Source organism: Stenotrophomonas sp. YJH_SMC_10, assembly GCF_059371555.1.
Genome location: NZ_JCAFUS010000006.1, coordinates 34,456 through 59,662 on the forward strand (window position 1 = coordinate 34,456; position 25,207 = coordinate 59,662).

Genomic DNA, 25,207 nt, shown 5'->3' on the forward strand with positions numbered 1-25,207 from the left:
ATGGATGCCGCGGCCAAGCCCCCAGGGACGGGTTTACGGCGTCTCCCGCAACCGGACCCACCCCGCCTTCCCACAGGAAGCCCGCTTTTGCTTCGGCTGTTGCTGTTGCTCCAGCTCCAGCTCGCAGCGGGTGCAGGGCGCAGCCCTGCCGATAAACCCCGTCCTGCGACGGTTCGTCGCACGGGCAACCCTGGACCCGCCTCTACACTAGCGCGGTGACCCGCCTGTCCCGCCCGCAGCGTCTCCTGCTCCAGCTCGCCGTCCTGGCGACGCTGCTGATGGTGCTTGCGCCGCTGGTCAGCCGCGCGCTGCAGGCGCCATCGGTGGGCCACGCAGCGATGGCGGGCATGGACCACGCGCACATGCATCACGACGGCGCCGGATTGGGTCAGAGCCCTCTGCATGGGCAGAAGGATCCGACCCCACCGGCCGATCCCCACGCCATGCACGGCGACGCCTGCGAATACTGCGTGCTGGCCATGCGCCTGCTGCCCTGGCTGACGGTGCTGGTGCTGTTGTTGCCGCTGCTGTGGCGGCCACGGCTGACGTTCGCGTGGACGCAACAGGTGCTGCCGGCGCTGCGCTGGCCGGCACACGCCGCGCGTGGGCCACCGCGCCGCGCCATCGTCCGCTGATGTCCCCATGAATCTGCCGCACGACGCCTCACCGGGCGCCGTGCGCGCGTGCGTACCTTGGAGCTGTTCCGATGAAAATGACTTCCCGCCCTGCGGGCGCCTGCGCGCGCCTGCCGGTTGCCCTTGGCCTGGCCGTGGCTGCAACGCTGGCTCATGCTGCGCCCGCCGAAGAGGCGCGCACCCTCGACACGCTGGTGGTCACCGCCGCCGCACCGTCCTCGCCGTTGCACTGGGTGACCGACCCGCGCCTGCCACGGCAACCGGTGCCCGCCAGCGACGGTGCCGATTACCTGAAGACCGTTCCGGGCTTCTCCGCCATCCGCAACGGTGGCACCAACGGTGACCCGGTGCTGCGCGGCATGTTCGGTTCGCGCCTGAACATCCTCAGCAATGATGGCAACCTGATCGGTGCCTGCCCATCGCGGATGGACAATCCGCTGTCCTACATCGCGCCGGAGAGCTTCGACCGGCTCACCATCATCAAGGGCCCGCAGAGCGTGCGCTGGGGCGCGGGTGCGTCGGCGGGCACCGTGCGTTTCGAGCGCGATACGCCGCGCTTCGAGGAGCCCGGCCTGCGCGCCGATGCCAGTGCGCTGGTCGGTTCGCGCAACCGCAACGACCAGGTGCTGGACCTGACCCTGGGCAACCCGACCGGCTATGTGCGCGCCAGCGGCAACCGATCCGAAGCCGATGACTACTCGGACGGCCGCGGTGAAGTGGTGCCGTCGAAGTGGCGCAAGTGGAATGGTGACGTGGCCATCGGCTGGACGCCGGATGCCGACACGCTGCTGGAAGTCTCCGCCGGTGCCGGCGACGCCATCGCGCGGTACGCCGGGCGCGGCATGGACGGTGCCTCATTCGAACGCACCAGCTACGCCGCGCGCTTCGAGAAGCGCAACCTGCCGGGGGCGTGGGACACGGTGCAGGCCAACGTGTACTACAACGAGGCCGACCACGTGATGGACAACTACACGCTGCGCACCCCGAATCCGCACAGCATGATGCCGATGCCGATGGCGTCGAACGTGGATCGACGCACCCAGGGCGGCCGGGTCAGTTCCGAGTGGCGCTGGCAGGACGTGCAGCTGGTCGCCGGCGTGGATGGCGAAGACAGCCGGCACCGTGGTCGCATGGGCATGGGCCGCGGCACCTACCGCCAGGCCGCGTGGGAGACCGATGCCAGTTTTCGCCGCTATGGCGCATTCACCGAGTTGACGCTCGGCGCCGGTACCGGCCAGCGCTGGATCAGCGGCCTGCGCGTCGACCGTGCCAGCGTGCGCGATGCGCGGCAATCGATCCGCGGGATGATGGGGAACATGCCCAATCCGACCGCGGGCGAGCATCGCAAGGCATGGCTTGGCAGCGGCTTCCTGCGCTACGAGCAGGACCTGGCCGATGGCCTGACCGCGTATGCCGGGCTCGGCCACAGTGAACGCATGCCCGACTACTGGGAGTTGTTCTCGCCCGACCACGGCCCGGCCGGTGCGGTGAACGCGTTTGCCGGCATCCAGCCCGAGCGGACCACCCAGCTCGACGTCGGCCTGCAGTACAAGGGACCGCGCGTGCAGGCCTGGGTCTCGGCCTACGCCGGGCAGATCCAGGACTACATCCTGGTCACCTACCACGGCAGCGGCATGATGGGCATGAGCCAGGCCAGCAATGTCGACGCGCGTATCGCCGGTGCCGAGGCTGGCCTGGAAGTGAGCCTGGCCCAGCAGTGGACACTGGGCGGCACGCTGGCCTATGCGTGGGGCGAGAACCGCGATCAGCAGCGTCCGCTGCCGCAGATGCCGCCGCTGGAAGCGCGCCTGAGTGCGAACTGGGAGGGCCAGCGCTGGAACGCCGGTGCGCTGCTGCGTGCGGTGACCCACCAGCATCGTGTCGCAGTTGGCCAAGGCAACGTCGTCGCGCAGGACCTTGGACCGAGCGCGGGTTTCGCCACCTTCGCGCTCAATGCAGCCTATCGCTTCAGCTCGCAGCTGCAGCTCAGTGCAGGCATCGACAACCTGTTCGACCGCGCCTACAGCGAACACCTGAACCTGGCCGGCAGTGCCGACTTCGGCTTCCCCGCCGACCCGGTACGCATCAATGAGCCGGGGCGCAGCCTGTGGATGAAGCTGAACTACCGGTACTGATGCTCCGGGCATGGCCCGCCGCCAGCGGTGCGTAAGCGGCAAAAAAAAGGGGCCGGATCCCCGCCAGGATCCGTCCCCACCCGACGCCCTCCGTCGGGCTGGTTCGACTCTACGACGGCCGCCGCCTCGATGGGGCGCGGGATACACCTCGACACACGCCGACATCGCAGCGGGCAGCCTTGCATGGAACGGGTTCAAGGCGCTATCGCAGCTGCGGTTCCACGCCGGTAAACGCTTGGCACATACCGCTTTCGCAGGCCCTTGCCTACACTCGGCGGCCGTGGATCAATCTGGACCGTTCATGTTGGCTCGTATCGCTTCGACCCTGGCCCTTGGCCTCAGCCTGGCCCTGGTGGCCGGGTGCGCAGGCAAACAGGAGGCCGCCGCACGTCGGCAGGGCGAAGCGGTGCCGGTCACGGCACAGGTCGTGCAGTCCCGGCAGTGGAACGACACCCTGCAGGCACTGGGCACGGCCAGGGCGCGTGAATCGATCAGCGTCACCGCCAAGGTCAGCGAAATCGTCGAGAAGGTGCATTTTGAAAGCGGCCAGCACGTGGCGGCCGGTGCGCCGATCGTCACCCTGCGCGGCCAGGCCCAGGAGGCCGCACTGGTGCAGGCGCAGGCCACCTTCCACGAGGCCGACCAGCTGTACAGGCGCCAGCGCGAGCTGGCCACCCAGCGGCTGGTGTCCAGCGCTACGCTGGATACCCAGAAATCGATCCGCGATGCCGCCGAAGCGCGCGTGGCGCAGATGCAGTCGGACATCGCCGACCGTCGCGTGCGTGCGCCGTTCGCCGGCGTGCTCGGCATCCGCCAGGTCAGCCCGGGCACGCTGCTGACGCCGACCACGGTGATCGCCACGCTCGATGACATCGAGCACATGCACGTTGATTTCCAAGTGCCGGAAGTGGAACTGGCCGCGCTCGGCGTCGGTGACAAGGTCAGCGCCACCAGCGTGGCATGGCCGGGCCGCACCTTCGAGGGCGAGGTCAGCACCATCGATGCGCGCATCGATCCGGCCACCCGCGCGGTGACCGTGCGTGCCGATTTCGCCAACGGCGACCATGCGCTGCGCCCGGGCATGCTGCTGGACGTGCGCCTGTTCCGCCCCGAGCGCCCGGCATTGGTGGTTCCGGAAATTGCGGTGGTGCAGGTCGGCCGCGATACCTTCGTGTACCGCATCAGGAGCGACGACAGCGTCGAGCGCGTGGATGTGGTCACTGGTGCGCGCCGTGCGGGCGTCGTCGAGATCAAGCAGGGCCTGGAGGCCGGCCAGCGCATCGTGGTCGACGGCACCGGCAAGCTGCGCCCGGGTCTGAAGGTCGCGGCCAAGGACGTCGCGCCAGCCCATGGCGGCGAGCCCGCTGATGCGCCGGCGCCGGCCGCAGCCGAGGGCCACGGCGGATGAAGCTGTCCGACATTTCCATCCAGCGCCCGGTGTTTGCCGTGGTGATGAGCCTGCTGCTGCTGGTGCTGGGCGTGATGTCCTTCACCCGCCTGACCCTGCGCGAACTGCCGGCCATCGACCCGCCGATCGTGTCGGTGTCGGTGGACTACACCGGCGCCTCGGCGGCCGTCATCGAGAGCCGCATCACCCAGGTGCTGGAAGATGCGCTGGCTGGCATCGAGGGCATCGATACGATCAACGCACGCAGCACCAACGGCCGCTCGCAGGTCAGCATCGAGTTCACCTCCAACCGCGATATCGAAGCGGCGGCCAACGATGTGCGCGACGCGGTCAGCCGCGTGGCCGACCGCATGCCGGAAGAAGCGCGGCCGCCGGAAATCGCCAAGGTCGAGAGCGATGCCGACCCGATCATCTGGTTCAACATGGTCTCTTCGACCATGGACACGCTGGAACTGAGCGATTACGCCGACCGCTACGTGGTCGATCGCTTCTCCAGCCTGGATGGCGTGGCCCAGGTCCGCATCGGCGGCCGCCAGCGCTATGCGATGCGCATCTGGCTGGACCGCGACCAGCTGGCCGCACGCGGCCTGACCACCGGTGACGTGGAAACCGCGCTGCGCAACGAGAACGTGGAGCTGCCGGCCGGCCGCATCGAGTCGACCGACCGCGATTTCACCCTGCGCGTGGAGCGCAACTACATCAAGCCCGAGGACTTCGCGACCATCCCGCTGGGCAAGGGCCGCGACGGCTACGTGGTGCGCATGGGCGACGTGGCGAAGATCGAGCTGGCCTCGGCCGAGCGCCGCGCGTACTACCGCAGCAACGGCGAGCCGGGCATCGGCCTGGGCATCGTCAAGACCTCCACCGCCAACGCGCTGGACGTGGCGCGCACCGCGCGCGCTGAAGCCGAGCGGGTGGCGCTGACCCTGCCCAAGGGCACGCAGATCTTCGTCGCCTTCGACAACACCACCTTCATCGAAGCAGCCGTGGACCGCGTCTACGCCACGCTGGTGGAAGCGATGATCCTGGTGCTGGCGGTGATCTGGCTGTTCCTCGGCAGTTTCCGCGCCGCGTTGATCCCGGCGGTGACGGTGCCGGTGTGCCTGGTCGCCGCGTTCATCGCGCTGTACGCGTTCGACTTCTCGATCAATCTGCTGACCCTGCTGGCACTGGTGCTGTGCATCGGCCTGGTGGTGGACGATGCGATCGTGGTGGTGGAGAACGTGCAGCGCCGCATCGACCTGGGCGAGCCACCGCTGGTGGCCTCCAAGCGCGGCACCGCGCAGGTCGCCTTCGCGGTGATCGCCACCACGGCGGTGCTGGTGGCGGTGTTCCTGCCGGTCGGCTTCCTGGAAGGCAACACCGGGCGCCTGTTCCGCGAGCTGGCGGTGGCACTGGCGGCGGCGGTCGCGTTGTCCGCGTTCGTGGCACTGACGCTGACGCCGATGATGGCCTCCAAGCTGCTCAAGCCGCACACCGGGCAGGCACCACGCGGGCTGCACGGCTTCATCAACCGCAACCTGGAACGCCTTGCAGGCGCCTATGGGCGGGTGCTCGATCACCATGTCGACCGCACCTGGATCTACCTGCTGGTGATGGTGGCCGCGCTGGCTGCCAGCTGGGGCCTGCTGAAGCTGCTGCCGTCGGAACTGGCGCCGGCCGAAGACCGCGGCTCGTTCCAGATCATGATCGACGGCCCGGAAGGCGCCGGCTACGACTACACCGTGCAGCAGGTGCAGCAGGTGGAAGCGCTGCTGGCGCCGCATGTGGGCCCGGACAAGCCGATCGTGCGCGCCAATCCGCGCGTGCCCGGCGGCTTCGGGGCCAGCGAAGAGATGCACACCGGCCGCGTCAGCATCTTCCTGCAGCCGTGGCGCCAGCGCAGCGAGGCCACGCCGGACGTGGCCAATGAACTGCAGAAGGAACTGGACACCATCCGCGGCGTGCGCGTGCGTACGCAGGTCGGCGGTGGCCTGGTGCGCAGCGGCGGGCAGCCGTTCCAGATCGTGCTGGGCGGCCCGGAATATGCCGAGATCGCGCAGTGGCGCGATCGCATCCTGCTGCGCATGGCCGACAATCCCGGGCTGGTCGGCCCGGACTCGGACTACAAGGAAACCCGGCCGCAGATGCGGGTGAACATCGATCGCCAGCGTGCGGCCGACCTTGGGGTGCCGGTGACCGCGATCGGTTCGGCGCTGGAAACCATGATGGGCTCGCGTCGCGTCACCACCTTCGTCGACAACGGCGAGGAGTACGACGTGCTGGTGCAGGCCGGCCGCGATGGCCGTGCCAGCCCGGCCGACCTGGCCGCGATCCGCGTGCGCGCCACCTCCGGTGAGCTGGTGCCGCTGTCCAACCTGGTCACGCTGAGTGAAGTGGCCGAGGCCGGCACGCTGAACCGCTTCAACCGCCTGCGCTCGATCACCATCAGTGCCGGCCTGGCGCCGGGCTATCCGCTGGGCGAGGCCATTGCCTGGGCACAGAACGTGGCCCAGGAAGAACTGCCGCAGTACGCGCAGGTGAACTGGAAGGGCGAATCGCGTGAGTACCAGAGCGCCGGCGGCGCTGTGCTGCTCACCTTCGCCATGGCCCTGCTGGTGGTCTACCTGGTGCTGGCCGCGCAGTTCGAGAGCTTCATCCATCCGCTGACCATCATGCTGACGGTGCCGCTGGGCGTGCTCGGCGCGCTGGTCGGGTTGTGGGTGAGTGGCGGCACGGTGAACCTGTTCAGCCAGATCGGCATCGTCATGCTGGTCGGCCTGGCTGCAAAGAACGGCATCCTCATCGTCGAATTCGCCAACCAGCTGCGTGACGACGGGCGCACGGTACGCGAGGCGATCATCGAATCGGCGATGGTGCGCCTGCGCCCGATCCTGATGACCTCGATCGCCACCGTGGTCGGCGCCATCCCGCTGGTGGTGGCCGGTGGCCCCGGTTCGGCCAGCCGTGGCACGATCGGCATCGTGATCATCTTCGGCGTGACCCTCTCGACGTTCCTGTCGCTGTTCGTGGTGCCGGCGTTCTACGCGCGGCTGGCCCCGTACACCCGTTCGCCGGAAGCGGTGAAGCGCGAGCTGGAGACGCAGGAAGCAGCGTCGCCGTCGGTGGGCGGCCATGCCTGACCGGCGCGCCGGCGGGGTCGGGCCAGGGGTCGGATCCCTTTCCGGAACGGAAAGGGCTCTGACCCCGCCACTCCAGGGTGAAGGTTTCCGACTGCGTCCCTGGCGCAATGAAGACCTGGAATCCCTGCTGCGCCACGCCAACGACGCCGAGGTGTCTCGCGGCCTGCGCGACCGCTTCCCGTACCCGTACACGCGCGCCGATGGCGAGGCCTTCCTTGAGGGCCGCGTATTGGCCCCCGGCACCCTGAACCTGGCCATCGAGATCGACGGCCAGGCCTGCGGCAGCGTCGGCGCCCAGCAGGGCGTGGCCGAGCGGGGGCACACCGCCGAACTGGGCTACTGGCTGGGCCAGGCGCATTGGGGCAAGGGCGTGATGACCCGTGTGGTCGGCCTGTTCGCACCGTGGGTGATGGACCAGCTGCGCCTGTTCAGGCTGCAGGCCACGGTGGTGGACTTCAACCTCGGCTCGGCGCGGGTGCTGGAAAAGAACGGCTTCCAGGAGGAGGGCGTGGAGCGCTGCGCCGTCTACAAGCGTGGCGTGCTGCACGACCTGCGCCGCTTCGCCCGGGTACGCACGCAGCTGCCGTGAACCCCCGGGGTCAGATCCCTTTTCGCCAGAAAAGGGCGCTGACCCCAACCCCTCAAACGGGCGAACCGGGGCCGGAGCCCCCGCGCGCTTCGCAAGGGATCCGGCCCCTTGTCTTCTGGCGCTACCGCAGCGGCCTGCGATCAGGGAGAATCGACCGGTCCCCTCCAGCCGACGGGACGTCCTTACAACCCGCCGACTGGAGAGAGCGCGCGTGGAAGCAACCGTACACTTCATCAACAGCATCATCTGGAGCAAGGCACTGATCTTCGTGTGCCTGGGCGCCGGCCTGTTCTTCAGCCTGCGCACGCGCTTCATGCAGATCCGCGGCTTCTTCGAGATGTGCCGCCTCACCGTCAAGGGTGAGAAATCCGACGCCGGTGTGTCCTCGTTCCAGGCCCTGGCCATGTCGATGGCCGGCCGCATGGGCATCGGCAACATTGCCGGCGTGGCCACCGCCATCGCCTTCGGCGGCCCCGGTGCGATCTTCTGGATGTGGGTGATGGGCTTCCTCGGCGCGTCCACGTCGTATGTGGAATGCACCCTGGCGCAGATCTACAAGACCAAGGACGCCGAAGGCCGCTACCGCGGTGGCCCGGCGTACTACATCGAAAAGGCCATGGGCCTGAAGTGGTACGCGCTGGCCTTCGCCATCGCCACGATCATCGCCGCCGGCTTCCTGATGCCGGGCGTGCAGGCCAACGCCATCGCCGACAGCATCATCAACGCCTGCCGCGGTACTGCCCTGTGCGGCCCGCTCGATGGACAGGCCTTCGGCATGGAGTCGGTGCAGGCGCTGAAGCTGGGCATCGGCATCGTGGTGGCACTGCTGCTGGGCGTGGTGATCTTCGGCGGCGTCAAGCGCATCGCCAACTTCGCCGAAGTGGTGGTGCCGTTCATGGCCGCCGGCTTCATCCTGATGGCCATCGTCATCATGATCATCAACTACGACCGCGTGCCGGAGATGTTCAACATCATCTTCAGCAGCGCCTTCGGCACCCACGCCGCGTTCGGCGCGATGATGGGCCTGGCGGTGGAGTGGGGCATCAAGCGCGGCATCTACGCCAACGAAGCCGGCCAGGGTTCGGGCCCGCATGCAGCGGCTGCCTCGGAAGTCTCGCACCCGGCCAAGCAGGGTTACGTGCAGGCCTTCGCCATCTACTTCGACACCATGATGGTGTGCACCGCCACCGCGTTCCTGATCCTGGCCAGCGGCACCTACAACGTCTACTCGCCTGCAGGCGCCAGCGCCCCGCCGATCTTCCAGGGCCTGGCCGGCATTCCCGAAGGCGCCGGTTACGCCCAGGCCGGCGTGGAAGCCGTGCTGCCGGGCTGGGGTTCGGCGTTCGTGTCCATCGCCATCTTCTTCTTCGCCTTCACCACCATCATGGCGTACTACTACATGGCCGAGACCAACCTCAGCTATGTGAACCACAACAAGAAGCGCCCGCTGACGGTGCTGGTGCTGCGCCTGGGCATCATCGGCATGGTGGTGTTCGGCGCGTTCCACAATGCAACCCTGGCCTGGGCGCTGGGTGACATCGGCGTCGGCCTGATGGCCTGGCTGAACATCATTGCCATCCTCATCATCCAGAAGCCGGCGATGCTGGCCCTGCGTGACTACGAACGACAGAAGAAGCTCGGCCTGGATCCGGTGTTCGACCCTGATGCCCTGGGCATCAAGAACGCCGATTTCTGGCGCCAGCGCAAGCAGGAGAGTGTGTAAGTGAACAACCCTTGGAACAACCGCCGCCCGTCCGCCCGTCCGCCGCGCGCAACGCCGTTGCCGCGTCCGGAGGTGCCGGCCACGGGCGGTGGTGGGCGCGGTGGCAGCGACGAGCTGCGCCTGTACGGCCTCAATGCCGTGCTGGCCGCGTTCGAAGCGCGGCCGCAGGCGCTGCGCAAGCTGTACCTGCTGGAGGCGCGCATTCCGCGCCTGCAGCCGCTGCTGAAGTGGTGCGTGGCCAACCGCGTGGGGTATCGCGTGGTTGAAGACGGCGATCTGAACAAGCTTGCCGGCACCACCCACCACGAAGGCGTGGTGGCTGACGTGCTGCGCGCACCGGCACTGCCGCTGGCGCAGTGGCTGGAGCAGGTCGGTGACGGTCCGGCGCTGGCGTTGTGGCTGGATGGCGTGGGCAACCCGCACAACCTCGGCGCGATCCTGCGCTCGGCCGCGCACTTCGGTGCCAAGGCGCTGCTGCTGCCGGCCGGCAGCACGCTGGCGCTGTCCGGTGCCGCCGCGCGCGTGGCCGAGGGCGGTGCCGAGGCGGTGCCGCTGGTGCAGCTGCCGGAGACCGCTCAGGCGATGGCACAGCTGCGTGCCGCCGGTTTCGGCCTGGCCGCGACCCTGGTGGAGGGCGGTGACGACGTGTTCCGCACCGCGCTGCCGCAACGCCTGGTGTATGTGATGGGCGCCGAAGGCGAGGGCATGGACCGTGGCCTGGCGGGTGCGTGCGACCTGCAGGTCTCGATTCCCGGCAGCGGCGCAGTGGAGAGCCTGAACGTGGCCTCGGCCACGGCGGTGCTGCTGGCGCAGTGGGCCAGCCGCCGCAGCTGATCTGGTATCCCGGGTCGGATCCCTCGCCGCGGGCGAGGGCTCCGATCCCTTCCAGGGTTCGTCATTGCGTCAAGCGCGCATGACGTTTTGAAAGTTTCCTTATTGGTCAGCCGCTTCCGGCAACGCAGGGTGGAACTCCATCCCACGGTGTCCAGAAGAGGCTGCCATGCATCACCCACGCTGTATCCTCATCGCATTGCTGGTCCTGACCAGCGTCCTTGCCAACGGCCGTGCCGCAGCCGGCGAACGCAGCCTGGACGGGGTCAACTTCACCGGTCCGCTGATCACCCCCAACCCGGCCGGCCTGCCGCAGGGCAACTGGTACATCGAACCCTACCTGGTGCGGGTCGACAGCCGCGATCAGTATGACGATGGCGGCCATCGCCGCGGCAGCGCGCAGCACAGCGGTGCGTGGGCCACGGTAGTGCCGATCGTCTACGGCTTCAGCGACCGGGTGATGGGCCAGGTCAATCTCAGTGCATCGCGTGCCGAACAGGGCAGCGCGCGCAGCAGTGGTTTCCGCGCCGGCGATACCACCGCGCGCCTGCAGTACCTGCTGCAGGCGCCCAATGCCGATGGCACGCGTCCGGCCATCTCGGTCGCGCTGGTGCAGCGCTTCAGCACCGGCAGCCATGACCGCATCACCGGCAATCCGCTCGATGCGCAGGGCGACGGCGTGCAGCGCACCACTGCCGCAGTGGGCGTGCAGCAGGTGGTCTGGCTGGGCAACGACCGCCCGCTGCGCTGGCGCGCCCAGCTCAGCGCGGGGCCGGCGCCGTCGCGCACGGCGATCTCCGGGGCCAGCGTGTACGGCACCGATGACAGCTTCCAGGGACACATCTCCCGCGGTTCGGTGCTGGGCCTGTCGGTGGGGGCCGAGTACAGCTTCAGTCCGCGCTGGGTCGGCGTGATGGAGGTGGCCGCCAGTCGCGAGACCGGCCAGCGCCTGAGTGGTTTCGCGCGCAACGCCAGCGGCCACGTCGAGCGCATCGAGGAACATCGCCCGGCCAGCCGCAGCGTCACTCTGGCGCCGGCGGTGGAGTACCACTTCAGCCCGACGCTGGGCCTGATCGCCGGCGTGGAGTTCAGCGTGGCGGGCCGCAACACCCGCCATATCGTCAGCCCCCAGATTGCCCTGGGCATGTTCTTCTAGGAGGTCGCCGATGAACATCGAATCCATCGTCAACACGATCCTCGGCGTCGTCTGGAGCCCCTACCTGGTAGTGCTGTGCCTGCTCACCGGCCTGTACTTCAGCGTGCGCACGCGCTTCATCCAGCTGCGTGCATTGCCGGACATGCTGCGCCTGATGTTCCGCCATGAGCGCTCCGATGCCGGGGTGTCGCCGTTCCAGGCGTTGTCCCTTTCGCTGTCCAGCCGGGTGGGCGTCGGCAACATCGCCGGCGTCGCCATGGCCATCGCCTTCGGCGGCCCCGGCGCGATCTTCTGGATGTGGATCGTCGCCTTCCTCGGTGCGTCCAGTGCTTTCATCGAATCCACGCTCGCGCAGATCTACAAGGATCGCGACGGCAAGGGGCAGTACCGGGGCGGCCCGGCGTACTACATCGAGAAAGGCCTCGGCCAACGCTGGTATGCCGTGCTGTTCGCACTGGTGACGGTGCTGGCGGGCGCGATGCTGGCCGGCACCCAGTCCAATGCGATCACCAGTGCGGTGAACGAAGCCTGGGACGTACCGGTGATGACCACCACCGCGGTTCTGCTGGTGGTGCTGGGCGCCATCCTCATCGGCGGTGTGCGGCGCATTGCGCGCGTGGCCGAATGGGTGGTGCCGCTGATGGCCGTGGCCTACCTGCTGGTCACGGCGCTGGTGATGGTGCTGAACGCGGAGAAGCTGCCGGAGGTGATCATGCTGGTGCTGCGCAGTGCATTCGGTGTGGATGCAGCGTTCGGTGCGATGATCGGTACTGCCATCCAGTGGGGCGTGCGTCGCGGCGTGCTGTCTAACGAGGCCGGCATGGGCAGTGGGGCGCACCCGGCCGCCGCCGCGGAAGTTTCGCATCCGGTCAAGCAGGGCCTGGTGCAGTCGTTCTCGGTCTACATCGACACGATGGTGGTGTGCAGTGCGACCGCCTTCCTGATCCTGTCCACCGGCCTGTACAACGTCTACGACCCGGCGGTGAACGGCATTCCCGATGAGGCGCGCCTGCTGCTGGGCAATCTGCCCGGCGTCGAGGCCGGGCCACGCTTCGTGCAGCATGCGGTGGAATCGGCGCTGCCGGGCTTCGGCCGTTCGTTCGTGGCGCTGGCGATCCTGCCGTTCGCGTTCACCACCATCCTCGCGCTGTACTACATGGCCGAGACCAACGTCAGCTATCTGTGCCGCGATCGGCCGGCGGCGTGGCTGATGGGCGTCTTCCAGCTGCTGTTCCTGGCAGCGACCGGCTACTCGGCGGTGAACAGTGCCACAGTGGCCTGGTCGCTGGGCGACATCGGCGTTGGCCTGATGAGCTGGCTGAACATCATCGCCATCCTGCTGCTGCAAAGGCCTGCCCTGGCCGCACTGCGCGATTACGAGCAGCATCGCCAGGCCGGCAAGGATCCGCTGTTCAACCCGAAACTGCTGGGCGTGCGCAACACCAGCGTGTGGGAAGGCTGACAGGATCGGGGTCAGATCCCTCAGGATCGGGGTCAGATCCCTCAGGATCGGGGTCAGATCCCTCGCCAGGGCGAGGGCTCTGACCCACGCCATTGCCGGGTGGGTGCGAACCTCGGTTCGCACCGCTCTTCCCGCGGCACTCGCCGGGCATGGCCCGGCGCCAGCGCATCACTCGTTCGGCGGCGTGGTCGCCTTGGCCTCGCTGCCGAAGCTGCCATCGGCTTCTGCCGCCAGGTAGGCAAACACGGTGTAGGCGGCCACGTTCTGCGCCAGTGCCTTCGGGTCGATCTTGTCCAGCGTGTCGTCGGCGGTGTGGTGCAGGTGGAAGTAGTCCGAGCCGTCCTGCGCCAGCCACGCCCACGCACCACCCTTGGCGGCCAGCGGGCCGACGTCCGGGCCCGGGCCCCCCTTGTCGGCCTGGTACTCGATGCCCAGCGGCTTCATCACTTCGGCAATCTGCTTCGTCGCTTCGCGCGAGCCTTCCGGGTTCGGCGAACCGGTATTGAAGGCGTAGATGCGGCCGGCGCCGAAGTCGCTCTCGGCGGCCAGCTGGTGCAGCGCCACGTCCTTCGCGTGTGCCTCGGCATAGGCCTTGCCGCCGTACAGGCCCTGTTCCTCGTTGGCGAAGGCGATCACGCGGATGGTGCGCTTCGGTGCCTGCTTGAGCTGGCCGATCAGGTGGCCTGCAGCCATGGTGATGCCCACGCCTGCGCCGTCATCGACAGCGCCGGTGCCCAGGTCCCACGAATCCAGGTGACCGCCGATCACCACCACTTCCTTCGGCAGGCTGCGGCCGGTGATCTCGCCGATCACGTTGTACGAAGTGGCCGTGCCATCCCAACCGCAGTCCAGCGCCACCTTCACCGTGGTGCTGCCACGCGCCAGCAGGCGCGCCAGCTGGTCGGCATCGGGCACCGACAGCGCGGCCGACGGCACCGGGGTCAGGCCGTCATCGAAACGGGTGATGCCGGTGTGCGGCACGCGGTGCGAGTCGGTACCGGCCGAGCGCATCAGGAAACCGACCGCGCCCTTGCGGATCGCCTCGGAGGGGCCCTTGCTGCGGATCGCGCCGCCACGGCCGTAGTCGCGGCCATCGCGGAACGGCAGCATCTGGTAATCGACGAAGGCGATCTTGCCCTTCAGCGAACCCGCCGGCGCGGCCTGCAGCGCGGCCAGGTCGGCGAAGCGCACCACCTCGGCTTCCACGGTGCCACCCGGGCTGCCGCCCAGTGCGGTGATCTGCAGCGGCTGCGGGTTCTTGCCGGTCACGGCGGCGTGTTCACTGCGGCGTTCCCACTTCGGGAACGTCACCGGCTCCTTCCAGACCTTGTCAAAGCCCAGGGCCTTGAACTTGGCTTCGGCCCAGGCGACCGCGCGGGCGTCGGCTTCGCTGCCGGCGATGCGCGGACCGATCTCGGTGGTGAGCGACTCGACCACCTTCCAGCCGGTGTCATCGGCCAGCGCCCGGTCGCGCAGTTGTGCGGCGGTGGCCAGCGACGCCGGGGGCAGGGTGGTGGTGCGCGGCGCCGCGAAGGCCGGGGCGGCCAGCAGGGCGAGGGAGGATGCGATGGCAAGGACGCGGCGACGCATGGACAACTCCGGGAAGGGACCTAAGCCTTGGAGCTTAACAGTCGTTCAGCCCGGCGCATGGGCGGGAGGTCATGGCTGGCGCGGATGCTGTTTTCCGCCAGATGCAGCAAAGCGAAAGCCCCGCCGGAGCGGGGCTTTCGTGCAGTCGCGGCCGGCACGACCGTTCTGCGGCCTTATTTCTTCAGGCTGTCGCGGATCTCGCGCAGCAGCACCACTTCTTCGGCCGGCGCGGCCGGTGCCGCTTCCTTCTTGCGCGACAGGCGGTTGATCGCCTTGACCACCAGGAAAATGGCGAAGGCCACGATCACGAACTGGATCAGCGTGTTGATGAAGTCACCGTAGCCGATCACTACCGCCGGAATTTCCTTGCCATCGGGGCCGAGCCGGGCCGGTGACAACGTCCAGGCCAGTTGCGAGAAGTCCACCTTGCCGATCAGCAGGCCCAGCGGCGGCATGATGATCTTCTCGACCAGCGCCGTCACGATCTTGCCGAAGGCCGCGCCGATCACCACGCCGACGGCGAGGTCGATGACGTTGCCGCGCATCGCGAATTCCTTGAACTCGGTGAGCATTCCCATTGTTGTTTTTCTCCGGTGGGGAAGTGGACAGCGCGCAGGGTAGCGCAGGTGATGTCAGCCGGCGATCACGCCGTGGCGCTCGGCCACGTTTTCCAGGCGGGCACTGAAACGGTCGCCGGGCTTCAGCGCAGCCACCCCGGACGGGGTACCCATGAACACCAGGTCGCCGGCACGCAGCTGCCACAGCTTGGACAGCTCGTGCAGGATTTCCGGCACGTTCCAGATCATCTGGTCGAGCAGCGCCTGCTGGCGCACCTCGCCATTGACCTCCAGCGACAGATTCAGCGCAGCCAGGTCGCCCACTTCTTCGGCGTGGACGATCTCGCTGATCGGCGCGGAGGCATCGAAGCCTTTGGCCGCATCCCACGGGTGGCCCTTGTCCTTGGCCGCGGCCTGCAGGTCGCGGCGGGTCAGGTCCAGGCCGACGGCATAGCCGTAGACCAGTGCGTCGGCGTCGGCCACGGCCAGCTCGCCGGCGGGCGCATCGCGGCCGATCGCCACCACCAGCTCCACTTCGTGGTGCAGGTTGGCGGTCGACGGCGGGTAGGGAATGGCATCGTCGTGGCCGACCACGATCGCGTCGGCCGGCTTGCTGAAGAACATCGGGCGGCCACGGTCATCGGCCGCCGGCACCGCGGCACCCATTTCGCGGGCGTGGTCGGCGAAGTTGCGGCCGACGCAGTAGATGCGGTGCACGGGGAAACTGCCACCACCGGCTACCGGCACACGCGGCAGGGCTGCGGCAGGGATCACATCGGAGACATCGGACATGCGGGCATCCAGGAAGGGCGTGCCCGCAGTCTAGAACGCATGGCGCCCGCCGTCAGCGGGCGCCGCACGCGTGGATCAGCGCGAGGCCGGCAGCACCGGCTTGCGCACCACGCGATACTCGCCCTCGACCACGGTCGGGTCGACCGGGCGTGCAGTCCCCGGCTTGCGCGAGGCCAGCAGCTTCCACGCCAGGCCCACCAGGATCATCGCGGCACCGACGAACACGCCGATGAACACCATCGCGGCCAGGATCGCCAGGCCAAGCAGGCCCACGGCAACGCGCACCAGCGGGTGACGCGGCTTGCGCGGCGCGAACAGGGTGCGGAACTGGTTGAAGGCGGATGCGCGATTGAACATGGCGGCTCGATAGGCTGGGATCAGCGAAAGCAGAGTATCGGGACGCGCCACTGTCATTGAGTGAAAAACTCGTTAAATATAGCCTGTGCTTATTACAGATCAATGACTTGTGTTCATGTCGCAGCCAGTGACCTGAGTGGGCATGCGACAATGCGGGTTTACCGTACGAGCCTTCGCCATGACTGCCGCTGCCGCCCTGATCGCCCTGGATGCCCTCGCCGATGGCGCGTTTGCCGAGGTCGAAGCGCTGGTCGATGGCGATGCCGAATCGCTGGTGCTGTATCGCGACGGTGCGCAGGTGCGCGCGTTCCTGAACATCTGCCCGCATGCCGGCCGCCGTTTGGACTGGGCACCGGGTCAGTTCCTGAAGAGCCGCGAGGGGCATCTGGTCTGCGCCGCGCACGGCGCCTCGTTCGCGCTGGACAGTGGCGACTGCATCGCCGGCCCGTGCAAGGGCGACCGCCTGCGCGCGGTGCCGGTGGACGTGCGCGACGGGCAGGTTTACCTGGCTTGAAGCCAGCTGGGGGTCGGATCCGTTTTCCGCAGGAAAACGGCTCTGACCCCATCAAGCCAGGAGCAGTCGAGCATGGCTCGACGCTACAAAAGCCGTGTCGACCGAGGTCGGCAGCTACCAGAACGAGATCGGTGCCGGCCAGCGGCCGGCACTACCGGGGTGCAGGGCGCAGCCCTGCCGATAAACCCATTCCTCAGAACATCAGGTTGATCATCAGCACCACCACGCAGGTGTAGATCAGCGACAACGGGCCGCCGACCCGCCACATCTCGCGCGGGGTGTAGTTGGCCGGGCCGGTGATCATCGAGATCACCGGGTTGGAGGCCGTCATCAGGTTGTTGGACGCCGACAGCGCCACGATCAGTGCGAACGCGGTCGGGTTGCCGCCTGCCGCCAGCGCCAGGTTCACCGCGATCGGCACCATCACGATGGTCGCGCCCACGTGGCTGATCACCAGCGAGAACGCTGTGGTCAGCAGTGCCAGCGCCACCTCCAGCACCCACACCGGAATGCCGGTCGGCAGCTTGTCGATGGTATGGCCGGCCACCCACGCCGCCGCGCCACTGGAATCCATCGCCCAGCCAAGCGGAATCAGCCCGGCCATCATGAATACCGTCTTCCAGTTGATCGAGGCATACGCCTCGTCCATGCGCAGCACGCCGGTCAGCAGCATGCCCGCCACGCCGGTCATCAGCGTCAGCGCCACCGGCAGCTTGCTGGTCAGCGCGATCAGGATGGTCAGCGCGAAGATCGCCATGGCGATCTTGAACTTGTGCGGTCGCTGCTCGCCGGTGGGGTAATCGGTGACCACCACGAAGTCGCGGCTCTTGGCGGCCTGCGCCAGGTCGGTCCAGATGCTGTGGAACACCAGCATGTCACCGGCGCGCAGCTGCACGTCGCGCACGTCCTCGCGGATCACCTGCTTGTCGCGGTTGATCGCCAGCAGGCTGATGCCGCGCTCCTTGCGCAGGCGCAGGTCGGCCGCGCTCTTGCCGATCACATTCGAGGTCGGCGGCACCACCGCCTCGGAAATACCGGCGCGGCTGGGGTTGAACAGGTCGCCCAGGTGCTTCAGGCGCGAGGACATGCGCAGGAACTGGTTCTGCGCGAAGTCGCTGATCTGCTGGCGCGGGCCCATCGCACCGAGCACGCTGCCGACCCAGATGCGCATCTCTGCCGGCGGCGCCAGGCGGGTGTCGTTGCCGGTCTTCAGCGCCAGCAGCAACGGCGCGTCGTGCAGGTTCTCGGCCTCGCCCAGGGTCATGCCGACCAGCGGGCTTTCCGCGCTCACCACCAGCTCGAACACGTCGCCTTCGATGCCGTAGGTCTTGGCGAAGTAGCTTTCGGTGCGCGCCGGGGTGACCCCGTCGTTGACCAGGTTCTCTTCCTCGATCAGCTTGCGGTCGCCGTAGTAGCGGAAATACAGCAGCGAGGCGACCAGCAGCGCCACGCCGATCGGCAGCGGCGCGAACATGCGCAGTGGCTCGATGGTGGCCAGGCCCGAGGGCAGGTTGTTGTTGGCCGAGGCCAGCAGGTCGTTCAGCAGGATCAGCGGCGAGTTGCCGACCATGGTCAGCGCACCGCCCATCACGATCGCCGCCGAGATCGGCAGCAGCAGGCGCTGCATCGTCAGGCCCGTGCGCGCCGCCAGCCGCGAGGCGACCGGCAGGTACAGCGCCATCACCGATGGGTTCTGCATGAAGGACGAGTTCAGGCCGGCAATGGCCGTGGTCATCATCAGCAGCCGCTGCTCAACGCCATGGCCACGCCGCAGCAGCCAGGCGGCCAGCCGGTTCAGCGCCCCGGTGCGGTCCAGGCCCGCACCGAGGATGGTGGTGGCGATGATGCTCATCACCGCGTTACCGGAGAAACCGCCGAAGATCTCCTCCGGCGCGATCAGCCCGGTGACACCGAGCACCACCAGCACCACCAGCGCGACCACGTCGGCGCGGATGCGCTCGAACAGGAACATCGCCATCGTGAAGCCGACCAGCCCGAGCACGAGCTTCATGTCGTTGGTCAGCGTCAGCGCGGTATCCATGTGGGGCGCGGCGTCCTCAGGCGATCGTCAGGTGCGGTCGTACAACAGGTCCCAGACGCCATGGCCGAGTTTCTGGCCGCGGGTCTCGAAGTGGGTCTGCGGGCGCCAGTCCGGGCGCGGCACGCTGCCACGCGGGCCGGCGCGGTTGACCAGGCCGGCGGTGGCATCGAGCACGTCCCACATCTGCTCGGCGTAGTCTTCCCAGTCGGTGGCGCAGTGCAGGCGGCCACCCGGGCGCAGCTTGCGCACCAGCAGTTCGGCGAACGCCGGCTGCAGCAGGCGGCGCTTGTTGTGACGCTTCTTGTGCCACGGGTCCGGGAAGTAGATGCGCACTTCATCGAGGGCGCCGTCGGCGATCTCGTTCTGCAGCACTTCCACCGCGTCGTGGTGGTACAGGCGCACGTGGTCGGCGTTGTCGTCGGCCAGCGCGTTGAGCAGCCGGCCCACGCCAGGGGCGTGCACTTCGATGCCGATGTAGTCGCGCGACGGATCGTGCTGCGCAGCGAAGCGCAGCGCGGCGCCGTTGCCGAAGCCGATTTCCAGCACCTTGTGCGCCGGGCGGCCGAAGGTGGCGTCCAGGTCACGCGGCTGGCCGGTGTAGTCGAGGCCGAAGCGCGGCCAGCGTTCGTCGAACGCGCGCTGCTGGGCCGGGGTGAAACGACCCTGGCGCAACACGAAGCTGCGCACCTCGCGGCGGCCTTCGCTCACGGTGAAGGGCTTGGGCGGGGCCTTGGAACCGGCGCTGTCGAAAGGATTGGTCATCAGCCGATCAGCCCGTCCACTGGCGAAGAAGCGCTGGCGTAGCGCTTGCGCGGGATGCGTCCGGCCAGGAACGCCTCGCGGCCGGCCTCGACCGCCTTGCGCATCGCACTGGCCATCAGCACCGGGTTGCGCGCACCGGCAATGGCGGTATTCATCAGCACGCCGTCGCAACCCAGCTCCATCGCGATCGCGGCATCGGAGGCGGTACCCACGCCGGCATCAACGATGATCGGCACCTTGGCGTCTTCGATGATCTGCAGCAGGTTGTACTTGTTCTGGATGCCCAGGCCCGAACCGATCGGCGCGGCCAGCGGCATTACCGCAGCGCAGCCGATCTCTTCCAGGCGCTTGGCCAGGATCGGGTCGTCGGAGGTGTAGACCATCACCTCGAAGCCGTCCTTGACCAGCTGTTCGGCAGCCTTGAGGGTCTGCATCACGTCCGGGTACAGGGTCTTCTGGTCGCCCAGCACTTCCAGCTTGGTCAGGTTGTGGCCGTCCAGCAGTTCACGGGCCAGGCGGCAGGTGCGCACGGCATCCTCGGCGGTGTAGCAGCCGGCCGTGTTGGGCAGGATGGTGAAACGCTCCGGCGGCAGCACGTCGAGCAGGTTCGGCTCGCCCGGGTTCTGCCCGATGTTGGTGCGGCGGATGGCCACAGTGACGATCTGGGCGCCGGCAGCCTCGGTGGCCAGGCGGGTTTCTTCCAGATCCTTGAACTTGCCGGTGCCGGTCAGCAGCCGCGAGCCATAGGTCTTGCCGGCGATCACCAGCGAATCGGGGGAGACATGAACGTTCATGGCGCGATTATCGCTTATCCGCCTGAAGATGGGGTCATGCAAGGCGGTGCTGTCCGCAGGAGGGCGAGGGTAGTGCCGGCCGCTGGCCGGCAAATGCAGGGTGCCTGACAGCGTCGGATTGCCGGCCAGCGGCCGGCACTACCCGCGCAGCCTCACCCGCCGCCCAGCGCGTGCACGATCTCCACCACGTCGCCTTCGGCCAGGACGTGCTCGCCATGGCGGCTGCGGCTGACGATCTCGCCGTTGACCTCGACCGCGACCCGGCGCTGCAGCAGCTGCTCGGCCTGCAGCAGATCGTGGAGGGTCGCCGAGGCGGGCAGGGTACGGGGTTCGCCGTTGAGCTGGATGTTCATCACCGCATTGTCGCCGATGGCCTGCGCGGATCGGAACCCTTGCAAATGTCGCTGATCGCCAGCCCCGGCACAGCGGGGTCCAGCGCCCTCGGGCGACAATCCATGCGGCGGCGCAGCGTGAGCAAAACGCGGCGCAGTGAAACCATTCACCGTGCGCCGGCGTACGTCCGCCGGGTCCTCAACGATATCCCCACAGGAGTTTTTTACATGCTGCTCAGCAAACGCCCGATCCGCTCCCTGATGGCGGCCGCGATCGCGCTGGCCGCGCTTCCGGCCATGGCAGGCGAATCCCCGTATTCCAAGGCCGTGTTCTTCGGCGACAGCCTGACCGATGCCGGCTATTTCCGCCCGCTGCTGCCGGCCGATGTGCGTCCGGTGACCGGCCAGTTCACCACCAACCCCGGTTGGGTGTGGGCGCAGCAGGTCGCCAACTACTACGGCCTCAACGGCGCCGCCAACGGCAACGGCCAGAGCGGCGACAACTACGCGGTCGGCGGTGCCCGCGTCGGCGTGGACGTGGCGAGCCCGATGGGAACCATCCCGTCGCTGAAGTCGCAGGCGGCGCGCTATCTGGCTGCCAATGGCGGCAAGGCTGACGCCAATGTCCTGTACACGGTGTGGGGCGGTGCCAATGACCTGTTCGCGGCCGCCGCTGCGCCGGCGCAGGCACAGGCCATCATCGGCGCCGCCGTCACCGATCAGATCGCCCTGGTCGGCGCGCTGAAGCAGGCCGGTGCCGAGTACGTGCTGGTGCCGAACCTGCCCAACGTCGGCCTGACCCCGGCCTTCCGCGGTCCGAATGCCGCCGCCGCCACCGCGCTGTCGGCCGGCTACAACAAGGCGCTGTACGGCGGCCTGAAGCAGGCTGGCATCGCGTTCATCCCGCTCGATACCTTCACCGTGCTGGGCGAAGTCGCCGCCAACCCGGGCATGTACGGCTTCACCAACGTCACCAGCACCGGTTGCAGGATCGACCCGGCCAACTCGACGCAGAGCATCCTGACCTGCAACCCGACCAGCTACGTCAGTCCGGATGCGGCCAACACCTACCTGTTCGCCGACGGCGTGCACCCGACCACCGCCGGCCACCAGCTGCTGGGCCAGTACGCGGTGTCGGTGCTGGAAGCCCCGCGCCTGCAGCAGGTGCTGAGCCACTCGGCGCAGACCATCGGTCGTTCGCGTGCCGACCAGGTCAGCATGCACCTCGGCGGTCGTCCGGCCGACGGCCTGTCCTGGTGGGGCGGCGTGCGTGGCGACCTGCAACGCTACGACCACGCCGACCTGTACGACGGCCTGGCCCCGGCCGGCCTGTTCGGTATCGACTGGGCCCGCGACGGCATGGTGTTCGGCGGCTTCGCCGGCTTCGGCCGCCTCAACGCCGACTTCGGCAACAGCCGTGGCGACTTCACCCAGAAGGACACCACCGCCGGTCTGTTCGCAGGCTGGTATGGCGACCGCATCTGGGTGAATGGCCAGGTCAGCTACACCTGGCTGTCCTATGACGTGAACCGCAAGGTCCAGCTGGGCCCGGCCACCCGTGAGCATGGTGGTTCGCCGGACGGCAGCAACCTGACCGCCGCGCTGAACGCCGGTTACGAGTTCGGCACCGAAGGTGGCTTCCGCCACGGCCCGATCGCCTCGGTGATCTGGCAGAAGGTGAAGATCGATGGTTACACCGAAAGCGCTGCGGCCGGCACCCTGGCCACCGCACTGGGCTACGACCGCCAGAACGTCGATTCGACCGTGGGTCGCATCGGCTGGCAGGCCCGCTTCGATGGCGGCACCCTCAAGCCGTACGCCCAGGTGACCTACGATCACGAGTTCGAGGACACCAAGCAGGCCAGCGCCTGGCTGCAGACCCTGCCGGAACTGGGCAGCTACCGCGTGCCGGGCCTGAAGTTCGACAAGAACTACGCCACCGTCGTGCTGGGTGCCCGCACCGAACTGTTCGGCCTGCAGAGCAACTTCGGCCTGAGCGCGTCGACCGGCCAGAAGCGCGCGCAGGACGCCACCCTGTTCGCCAATTTCAGCGGCACGTTCTAAGCAGTAACCGCCGGGGTCGGAGCCCTTTCCGCAGGGAAAGGGCTCCGACCTGTTGCGCCAGGGGGCGGATCCGTTTCCGCCAGGAAACGGCTCTGACCCCTTTGCGGCATGGTGCCATTGCGCAACACTGGCCCAACCGCATAGACTTTCACCGCGCACTGCGGGCGTAGCTCAATGGTAGAGCTGTAGCTTCCCAAGCTACTGACGTGGGTTCGATTCCCATCGCCCGCTCCATCCTTCATGACCGCGCCGCATTCCGCCGCGCGGGTTCCTCCAGACTGCCTCAGTACGCCGCGAACACCGCGGCCAACGCGTCCGCGTCCAGCACGCGTCCCTGGGCGCGATCATGCGTGTGCAGGTACCAGACCTCGTCCGGCTCCAAGTGCCGTGTCAGGTGCCACTGGTTTTCCCGGGCCAGAATATCCACCCGTCCCTGGCAGCCAAAGCAGAAGCGGGCCAGAGGCTTGATCGCGGCGGCCTTGCCATTGACACTCAGGGTCAGTGCGGGGGCCGCGTAGGTTTTCAGTTCCCCGGATGACGGATTCTCGGTGATGGTGACCGTGTCCCGGCGCAGCGTGGCCACCTGTGCCTGCACCAACGGTTGCAGCCACAGCTCGATGGTGTCGAACAGCACATGCAGCGACTGGATCCAGTCCTGGTACTGTTTTTCGACCGCGATGGCCCGGGCCTGTTCCGCGTGTGCGGACTGCTGCAGCTTCTGTGCGAGTTGCTCCATTTTCGACATCGGAATTTCCGTTTTTGGGCGAGCTTCCATGGTGATCGGCACGCTTGCTCGCTTCCAGCCGAAAGCGACATTTTCGTAGAACTCCTAGAAGTGCTGCGGCGGTGGCGCGTAACGCTTCAAACTTTTCCCATGGGCAGGCCGGCACTGACCGACTAGCGTGCGCGGATATTGATCAGGAGCTGCCATCCATGAACTGCCGGGACGACGTCGTCGAGCGCATCCACAGAATCTTTCTTTCCGTCGGCGTCGGCTCGAACAAGCAGCTTGAGGCGGTGCGCGCGCTCGGGCGTGCAGGCGGCCCCAAGGCCGCGCAACTGATCGAGCAGATCTACCAGCAGGCGTTCAGTAATTCCGCCCTGCAGATGGCCTGCGTGGCGGCACTGGGCGAAGCGGCCCACGGCTTCCAGGCCAGCGCTGGACGGGACAGCTGACGCTTCATCCACAACGTTGGTGATCGTCGGCGACGGGCATCATCCGCCCGCCACACGCCCGCGCTATGCTGCGCGCCTGCCGACCGATCCCACTGCGATGAAGCTCGCCATCCTGTCCCGCAACAGCTCTCTGTATTCCACCCGTCGGCTGGTCGAGGCGGCACGCGCGCGGGGCCACACCGTGCGCATCCTGGATCCGTTGCGCTGCTACATGCGCATCGCCGCCGATGGCTTTTCCATGCACTACAAGGGCCGGCCGATGACCGGCGTGGACATGGTCATCCCGCGCATCGGTGCCTCCATCACCCGCTACGGCACCGCCGTGCTGCGCCAGTTCGAACTGATGGGCGCGCGCACGCCCAACCCCTCCGACGCCATCCTGCGTTCGCGCGACAAGCTGCGCGCGCACCAGCTGCTGGCGGCCAAGGGCATCGACATGCCGGTCACCGTGTTCGGCGACAACCCTGATGACACCGTCGACCTGCTGTCTATGCTCGGTCCGCCACCCCATGTGGTGAAGCTCAATGAAGGCACCCAGGGGCGTGGCGTGATCCTGACCGAAAAGGCCAGTGCCTCGCGCGGCATCGTCGAGGCCCTGCGCGGTCTGTATGCCAACTTCCTGATGCAGGAATTCATCGGCGAGGCCAAGGGGGCCGACCTGCGCTGCTTCGTGGTCGGCGATCAGGTGGTGGCGTCGATGCAGCGGCAGGCACCGGAGGGCGACTTCCGCTCCAATCTGCACGCCGGCGGCACCGCCGTGGCGGCCAAGGCCAGCCGTGCCGAGCAGCAGGTGGCGGTGCGCTCGGCCAAGGCACTGGGCCTGTCGGTCTGCGGCGTGGACCTGATCCGCTCCGCGCGCGGCCCGCTGGTGCTGGAGGTCAACTCCACGCCCGGGCTGGAGGGCATCGAAGCGGCCTGCGGGGTCGACGTGGCCACGCGGATCATCGAGCACGTAGAGAAGATCAAAAAGCCCTGATTATTCATGGGGTTGTGATTCTCATGGGTAAATGATCCGCGGCTTTAACGAGGCTTTAATCGACCCCGGCGTAGGCTTCAGCGAACCGCAGCTCTGCCTCTCAGCAGGATCGGTATCGGGATACGACTTCAGGCCCAGGCGGGTGCACCGCCTGGGCCTTTTTTATGCCGGTGGGCCCCGTGCCCAAGGTC

22 protein-coding genes and 1 tRNA gene are annotated in these 25,207 nt (G+C 67.8%); 14 read left to right on the forward strand and 9 right to left on the reverse strand.

Annotation, left to right across the window (positions count from 1 at the left end):
• The first annotated feature begins 215 nt into the window (after nucleotides 1-215).
• The 9 genes from AC5P9C_RS09910 (at nucleotide 216) to AC5P9C_RS09950 (ending at nucleotide 13,061) form a co-directional block, all read left to right on the forward strand.
• Nucleotides 216-635, forward strand: coding sequence for a DUF2946 domain-containing protein (locus AC5P9C_RS09910; RefSeq protein ID WP_312581716.1), 420 nt, complete (start codon nucleotides 216-218; stop codon nucleotides 633-635).
• A 71-nt stretch (nucleotides 636-706) separates the two neighbouring features.
• Nucleotides 707-2,770: a TonB-dependent copper receptor gene (locus AC5P9C_RS09915; RefSeq protein ID WP_343540816.1), complete on the forward strand. Its 2,064-nt coding sequence runs from the start codon at nucleotides 707-709 to the stop codon at nucleotides 2,768-2,770.
• 301 nt (nucleotides 2,771-3,071) lie between these two features.
• Nucleotides 3,072-4,178 carry an efflux RND transporter periplasmic adaptor subunit gene (locus AC5P9C_RS09920; RefSeq protein ID WP_164687701.1) on the forward strand — a complete coding sequence of 369 codons (1,107 nt, stop codon included), beginning with the start codon at nucleotides 3,072-3,074 and terminating at the stop codon, nucleotides 4,176-4,178.
• Nucleotides 4,175-7,300 carry an efflux RND transporter permease subunit gene (locus AC5P9C_RS09925; protein WP_343540817.1) on the forward strand — a complete coding sequence of 1,042 codons (3,126 nt, stop codon included), beginning with the start codon at nucleotides 4,175-4,177 and terminating at the stop codon, nucleotides 7,298-7,300. Before AC5P9C_RS09920 ends, AC5P9C_RS09925 begins: the two co-directional genes overlap by 4 nt.
• Nucleotides 7,293-7,889 (forward strand): GNAT family N-acetyltransferase, encoded by a 597-nt coding sequence (locus tag AC5P9C_RS09930; RefSeq protein WP_064239087.1) that lies wholly within the window; start codon nucleotides 7,293-7,295, stop codon nucleotides 7,887-7,889. Before AC5P9C_RS09925 ends, AC5P9C_RS09930 begins: the two co-directional genes overlap by 8 nt.
• Before the next feature lie 211 nt (nucleotides 7,890-8,100).
• Nucleotides 8,101-9,612, forward strand: a complete 1,512-nt coding sequence (locus AC5P9C_RS09935; protein WP_057494690.1) for an alanine/glycine:cation symporter family protein — start codon at nucleotides 8,101-8,103, stop codon at nucleotides 9,610-9,612.
• Complete coding sequence (locus AC5P9C_RS09940) at nucleotides 9,613-10,446, forward strand: TrmH family RNA methyltransferase (RefSeq protein ID WP_164081927.1); 834 nt, start codon at nucleotides 9,613-9,615, stop codon at nucleotides 10,444-10,446.
• Between the two features lie 166 nt (nucleotides 10,447-10,612).
• Entirely contained in the window at nucleotides 10,613-11,599 is a 987-nt protein-coding gene (locus tag AC5P9C_RS09945) for a hypothetical protein (RefSeq protein WP_343540820.1), read from the forward strand.
• 10 nt (nucleotides 11,600-11,609) lie between these two features.
• Nucleotides 11,610-13,061, forward strand: a complete 1,452-nt coding sequence (locus tag AC5P9C_RS09950; RefSeq protein ID WP_414615339.1) for an alanine/glycine:cation symporter family protein — start codon at nucleotides 11,610-11,612, stop codon at nucleotides 13,059-13,061.
• 168 nt (nucleotides 13,062-13,229) lie between these two features.
• On the opposite strand, the gene AC5P9C_RS09955 is transcribed toward AC5P9C_RS09950, so the two are convergent.
• From AC5P9C_RS09955 to AC5P9C_RS09970, 4 genes are all read right to left on the reverse strand, one after another.
• The gene (locus AC5P9C_RS09955) at nucleotides 13,230-14,651 is read right to left on the reverse strand and encodes a M28 family peptidase (RefSeq protein WP_343541070.1); all 1,422 of its coding nucleotides are present in this window, start codon (nucleotides 14,649-14,651) and stop codon (nucleotides 13,230-13,232) included.
• Between the two features lie 173 nt (nucleotides 14,652-14,824).
• Nucleotides 14,825-15,229 (reverse strand): large-conductance mechanosensitive channel protein MscL, encoded by a 405-nt coding sequence (mscL, locus tag AC5P9C_RS09960; protein WP_049412700.1) that lies wholly within the window; start codon nucleotides 15,227-15,229, stop codon nucleotides 14,825-14,827.
• A 54-nt stretch (nucleotides 15,230-15,283) separates the two neighbouring features.
• Nucleotides 15,284-16,000 carry a fumarylacetoacetate hydrolase family protein gene (locus AC5P9C_RS09965; protein ID WP_049466014.1) on the reverse strand — a complete coding sequence of 239 codons (717 nt, stop codon included), beginning with the start codon at nucleotides 15,998-16,000 and terminating at the stop codon, nucleotides 15,284-15,286.
• A 75-nt stretch (nucleotides 16,001-16,075) separates the two neighbouring features.
• Entirely contained in the window at nucleotides 16,076-16,357 is a 282-nt protein-coding gene (locus tag AC5P9C_RS09970) for a hypothetical protein (RefSeq protein ID WP_049466016.1), read from the reverse strand.
• A 178-nt stretch (nucleotides 16,358-16,535) separates the two neighbouring features.
• Between AC5P9C_RS09970 and AC5P9C_RS09975 the strand changes: the two genes are divergently transcribed.
• Nucleotides 16,536-16,871, forward strand: a complete 336-nt coding sequence (locus AC5P9C_RS09975) for a Rieske (2Fe-2S) protein (RefSeq protein ID WP_049466019.1) — start codon at nucleotides 16,536-16,538, stop codon at nucleotides 16,869-16,871.
• A 193-nt stretch (nucleotides 16,872-17,064) separates the two neighbouring features.
• Here the strand turns inward: AC5P9C_RS09975 and AC5P9C_RS09980 are convergent, their stop codons facing one another.
• The 4 genes from AC5P9C_RS09980 to thiS all read right to left on the reverse strand — a co-directional run bounded on the left by AC5P9C_RS09980 (nucleotide 17,065) and on the right by thiS (nucleotide 20,821).
• Nucleotides 17,065-18,912 carry an SLC13 family permease gene (locus AC5P9C_RS09980; protein WP_049466020.1) on the reverse strand — a complete coding sequence of 616 codons (1,848 nt, stop codon included), beginning with the start codon at nucleotides 18,910-18,912 and terminating at the stop codon, nucleotides 17,065-17,067.
• 27 nt (nucleotides 18,913-18,939) lie between these two features.
• Nucleotides 18,940-19,674, reverse strand: coding sequence for a tRNA (guanosine(46)-N7)-methyltransferase TrmB (gene trmB, locus AC5P9C_RS09985; RefSeq protein WP_005410814.1), 735 nt, complete (start codon nucleotides 19,672-19,674; stop codon nucleotides 18,940-18,942).
• Entirely contained in the window at nucleotides 19,674-20,468 is a 795-nt protein-coding gene (locus AC5P9C_RS09990; RefSeq protein WP_049466024.1) for a thiazole synthase, read from the reverse strand. The genes trmB and AC5P9C_RS09990 overlap by 1 nt, the downstream gene beginning before the upstream one ends.
• 152 nt (nucleotides 20,469-20,620) lie before the next feature.
• Nucleotides 20,621-20,821, reverse strand: coding sequence for a sulfur carrier protein ThiS (thiS, locus tag AC5P9C_RS09995; protein WP_005418796.1), 201 nt, complete (start codon nucleotides 20,819-20,821; stop codon nucleotides 20,621-20,623).
• 207 nt (nucleotides 20,822-21,028) lie between these two features.
• Between thiS and AC5P9C_RS10000 the strand changes: the two genes are divergently transcribed.
• The gene (locus AC5P9C_RS10000; RefSeq protein ID WP_074725060.1) at nucleotides 21,029-22,864 is read left to right on the forward strand and encodes an autotransporter domain-containing esterase; all 1,836 of its coding nucleotides are present in this window, start codon (nucleotides 21,029-21,031) and stop codon (nucleotides 22,862-22,864) included.
• 160 nt (nucleotides 22,865-23,024) lie between these two features.
• A tRNA-Gly gene (locus AC5P9C_RS10005) sits at nucleotides 23,025-23,098 on the forward strand.
• A 49-nt stretch (nucleotides 23,099-23,147) separates the two neighbouring features.
• Here AC5P9C_RS10005 and AC5P9C_RS10010 read toward each other — a convergent pair.
• Nucleotides 23,148-23,651: a hypothetical protein gene (locus tag AC5P9C_RS10010; RefSeq protein ID WP_143025122.1), complete on the reverse strand. Its 504-nt coding sequence runs from the start codon at nucleotides 23,649-23,651 to the stop codon at nucleotides 23,148-23,150.
• A gap of 146 nt (nucleotides 23,652-23,797) precedes the next feature.
• Between AC5P9C_RS10010 and AC5P9C_RS10015 the strand changes: the two genes are divergently transcribed.
• Complete coding sequence (locus tag AC5P9C_RS10015; protein WP_495205156.1) at nucleotides 23,798-24,040, forward strand: hypothetical protein; 243 nt, start codon at nucleotides 23,798-23,800, stop codon at nucleotides 24,038-24,040.
• 97 nt (nucleotides 24,041-24,137) lie between these two features.
• Nucleotides 24,138-25,016: a 30S ribosomal protein S6--L-glutamate ligase gene (rimK, locus tag AC5P9C_RS10020; RefSeq protein WP_005418651.1), complete on the forward strand. Its 879-nt coding sequence runs from the start codon at nucleotides 24,138-24,140 to the stop codon at nucleotides 25,014-25,016.
• Nucleotides 25,017-25,207 lie beyond the last annotated feature (191 nt).

Excerpts from the sequence above, each read along its gene's own strand:
- AC5P9C_RS09915 (WP_343540816.1), top strand. The coding sequence starts at position 707 with ATGAAAATGACTTCCCGCCCTGCGGGCGCCTGCGCGCGCCTGCCGGTT.
- AC5P9C_RS09920 (WP_164687701.1), top strand. The coding sequence starts at position 3,072 with ATGTTGGCTCGTATCGCTTCGACCCTGGCCCTTGGCCTCAGCCTGGCC.
- AC5P9C_RS09925 (WP_343540817.1), top strand. The coding sequence starts at position 4,175 with ATGAAGCTGTCCGACATTTCCATCCAGCGCCCGGTGTTTGCCGTGGTG.
- AC5P9C_RS09930 (WP_064239087.1), top strand. The coding sequence starts at position 7,293 with ATGCCTGACCGGCGCGCCGGCGGGGTCGGGCCAGGGGTCGGATCCCTT.
- AC5P9C_RS09945 (WP_343540820.1), top strand. The coding sequence starts at position 10,613 with ATGCATCACCCACGCTGTATCCTCATCGCATTGCTGGTCCTGACCAGC.
- AC5P9C_RS09950 (WP_414615339.1), top strand. The coding sequence starts at position 11,610 with ATGAACATCGAATCCATCGTCAACACGATCCTCGGCGTCGTCTGGAGC.
- AC5P9C_RS09955 (WP_343541070.1), bottom strand. The coding sequence starts at position 14,651 with ATGCGTCGCCGCGTCCTTGCCATCGCATCCTCCCTCGCCCTGCTGGCC.
- mscL (WP_049412700.1), bottom strand. The coding sequence starts at position 15,229 with ATGGGAATGCTCACCGAGTTCAAGGAATTCGCGATGCGCGGCAACGTC.
- AC5P9C_RS09965 (WP_049466014.1), bottom strand. The coding sequence starts at position 16,000 with ATGTCCGATGTCTCCGATGTGATCCCTGCCGCAGCCCTGCCGCGTGTG.
- AC5P9C_RS09970 (WP_049466016.1), bottom strand. The coding sequence starts at position 16,357 with ATGTTCAATCGCGCATCCGCCTTCAACCAGTTCCGCACCCTGTTCGCG.
- AC5P9C_RS09975 (WP_049466019.1), top strand. The coding sequence starts at position 16,536 with ATGACTGCCGCTGCCGCCCTGATCGCCCTGGATGCCCTCGCCGATGGC.
- AC5P9C_RS09980 (WP_049466020.1), bottom strand. The coding sequence starts at position 18,912 with ATGGATACCGCGCTGACGCTGACCAACGACATGAAGCTCGTGCTCGGG.
- trmB (WP_005410814.1), bottom strand. The coding sequence starts at position 19,674 with ATGACCAATCCTTTCGACAGCGCCGGTTCCAAGGCCCCGCCCAAGCCC.
- AC5P9C_RS09990 (WP_049466024.1), bottom strand. The coding sequence starts at position 20,468 with ATGAACGTTCATGTCTCCCCCGATTCGCTGGTGATCGCCGGCAAGACC.
- thiS (WP_005418796.1), bottom strand. The coding sequence starts at position 20,821 with ATGAACATCCAGCTCAACGGCGAACCCCGTACCCTGCCCGCCTCGGCG.
- AC5P9C_RS10000 (WP_074725060.1), top strand. The coding sequence starts at position 21,029 with ATGCTGCTCAGCAAACGCCCGATCCGCTCCCTGATGGCGGCCGCGATC.
- AC5P9C_RS10015 (WP_495205156.1), top strand. The coding sequence starts at position 23,798 with ATGAACTGCCGGGACGACGTCGTCGAGCGCATCCACAGAATCTTTCTT.
- rimK (WP_005418651.1), top strand. The coding sequence starts at position 24,138 with ATGAAGCTCGCCATCCTGTCCCGCAACAGCTCTCTGTATTCCACCCGT.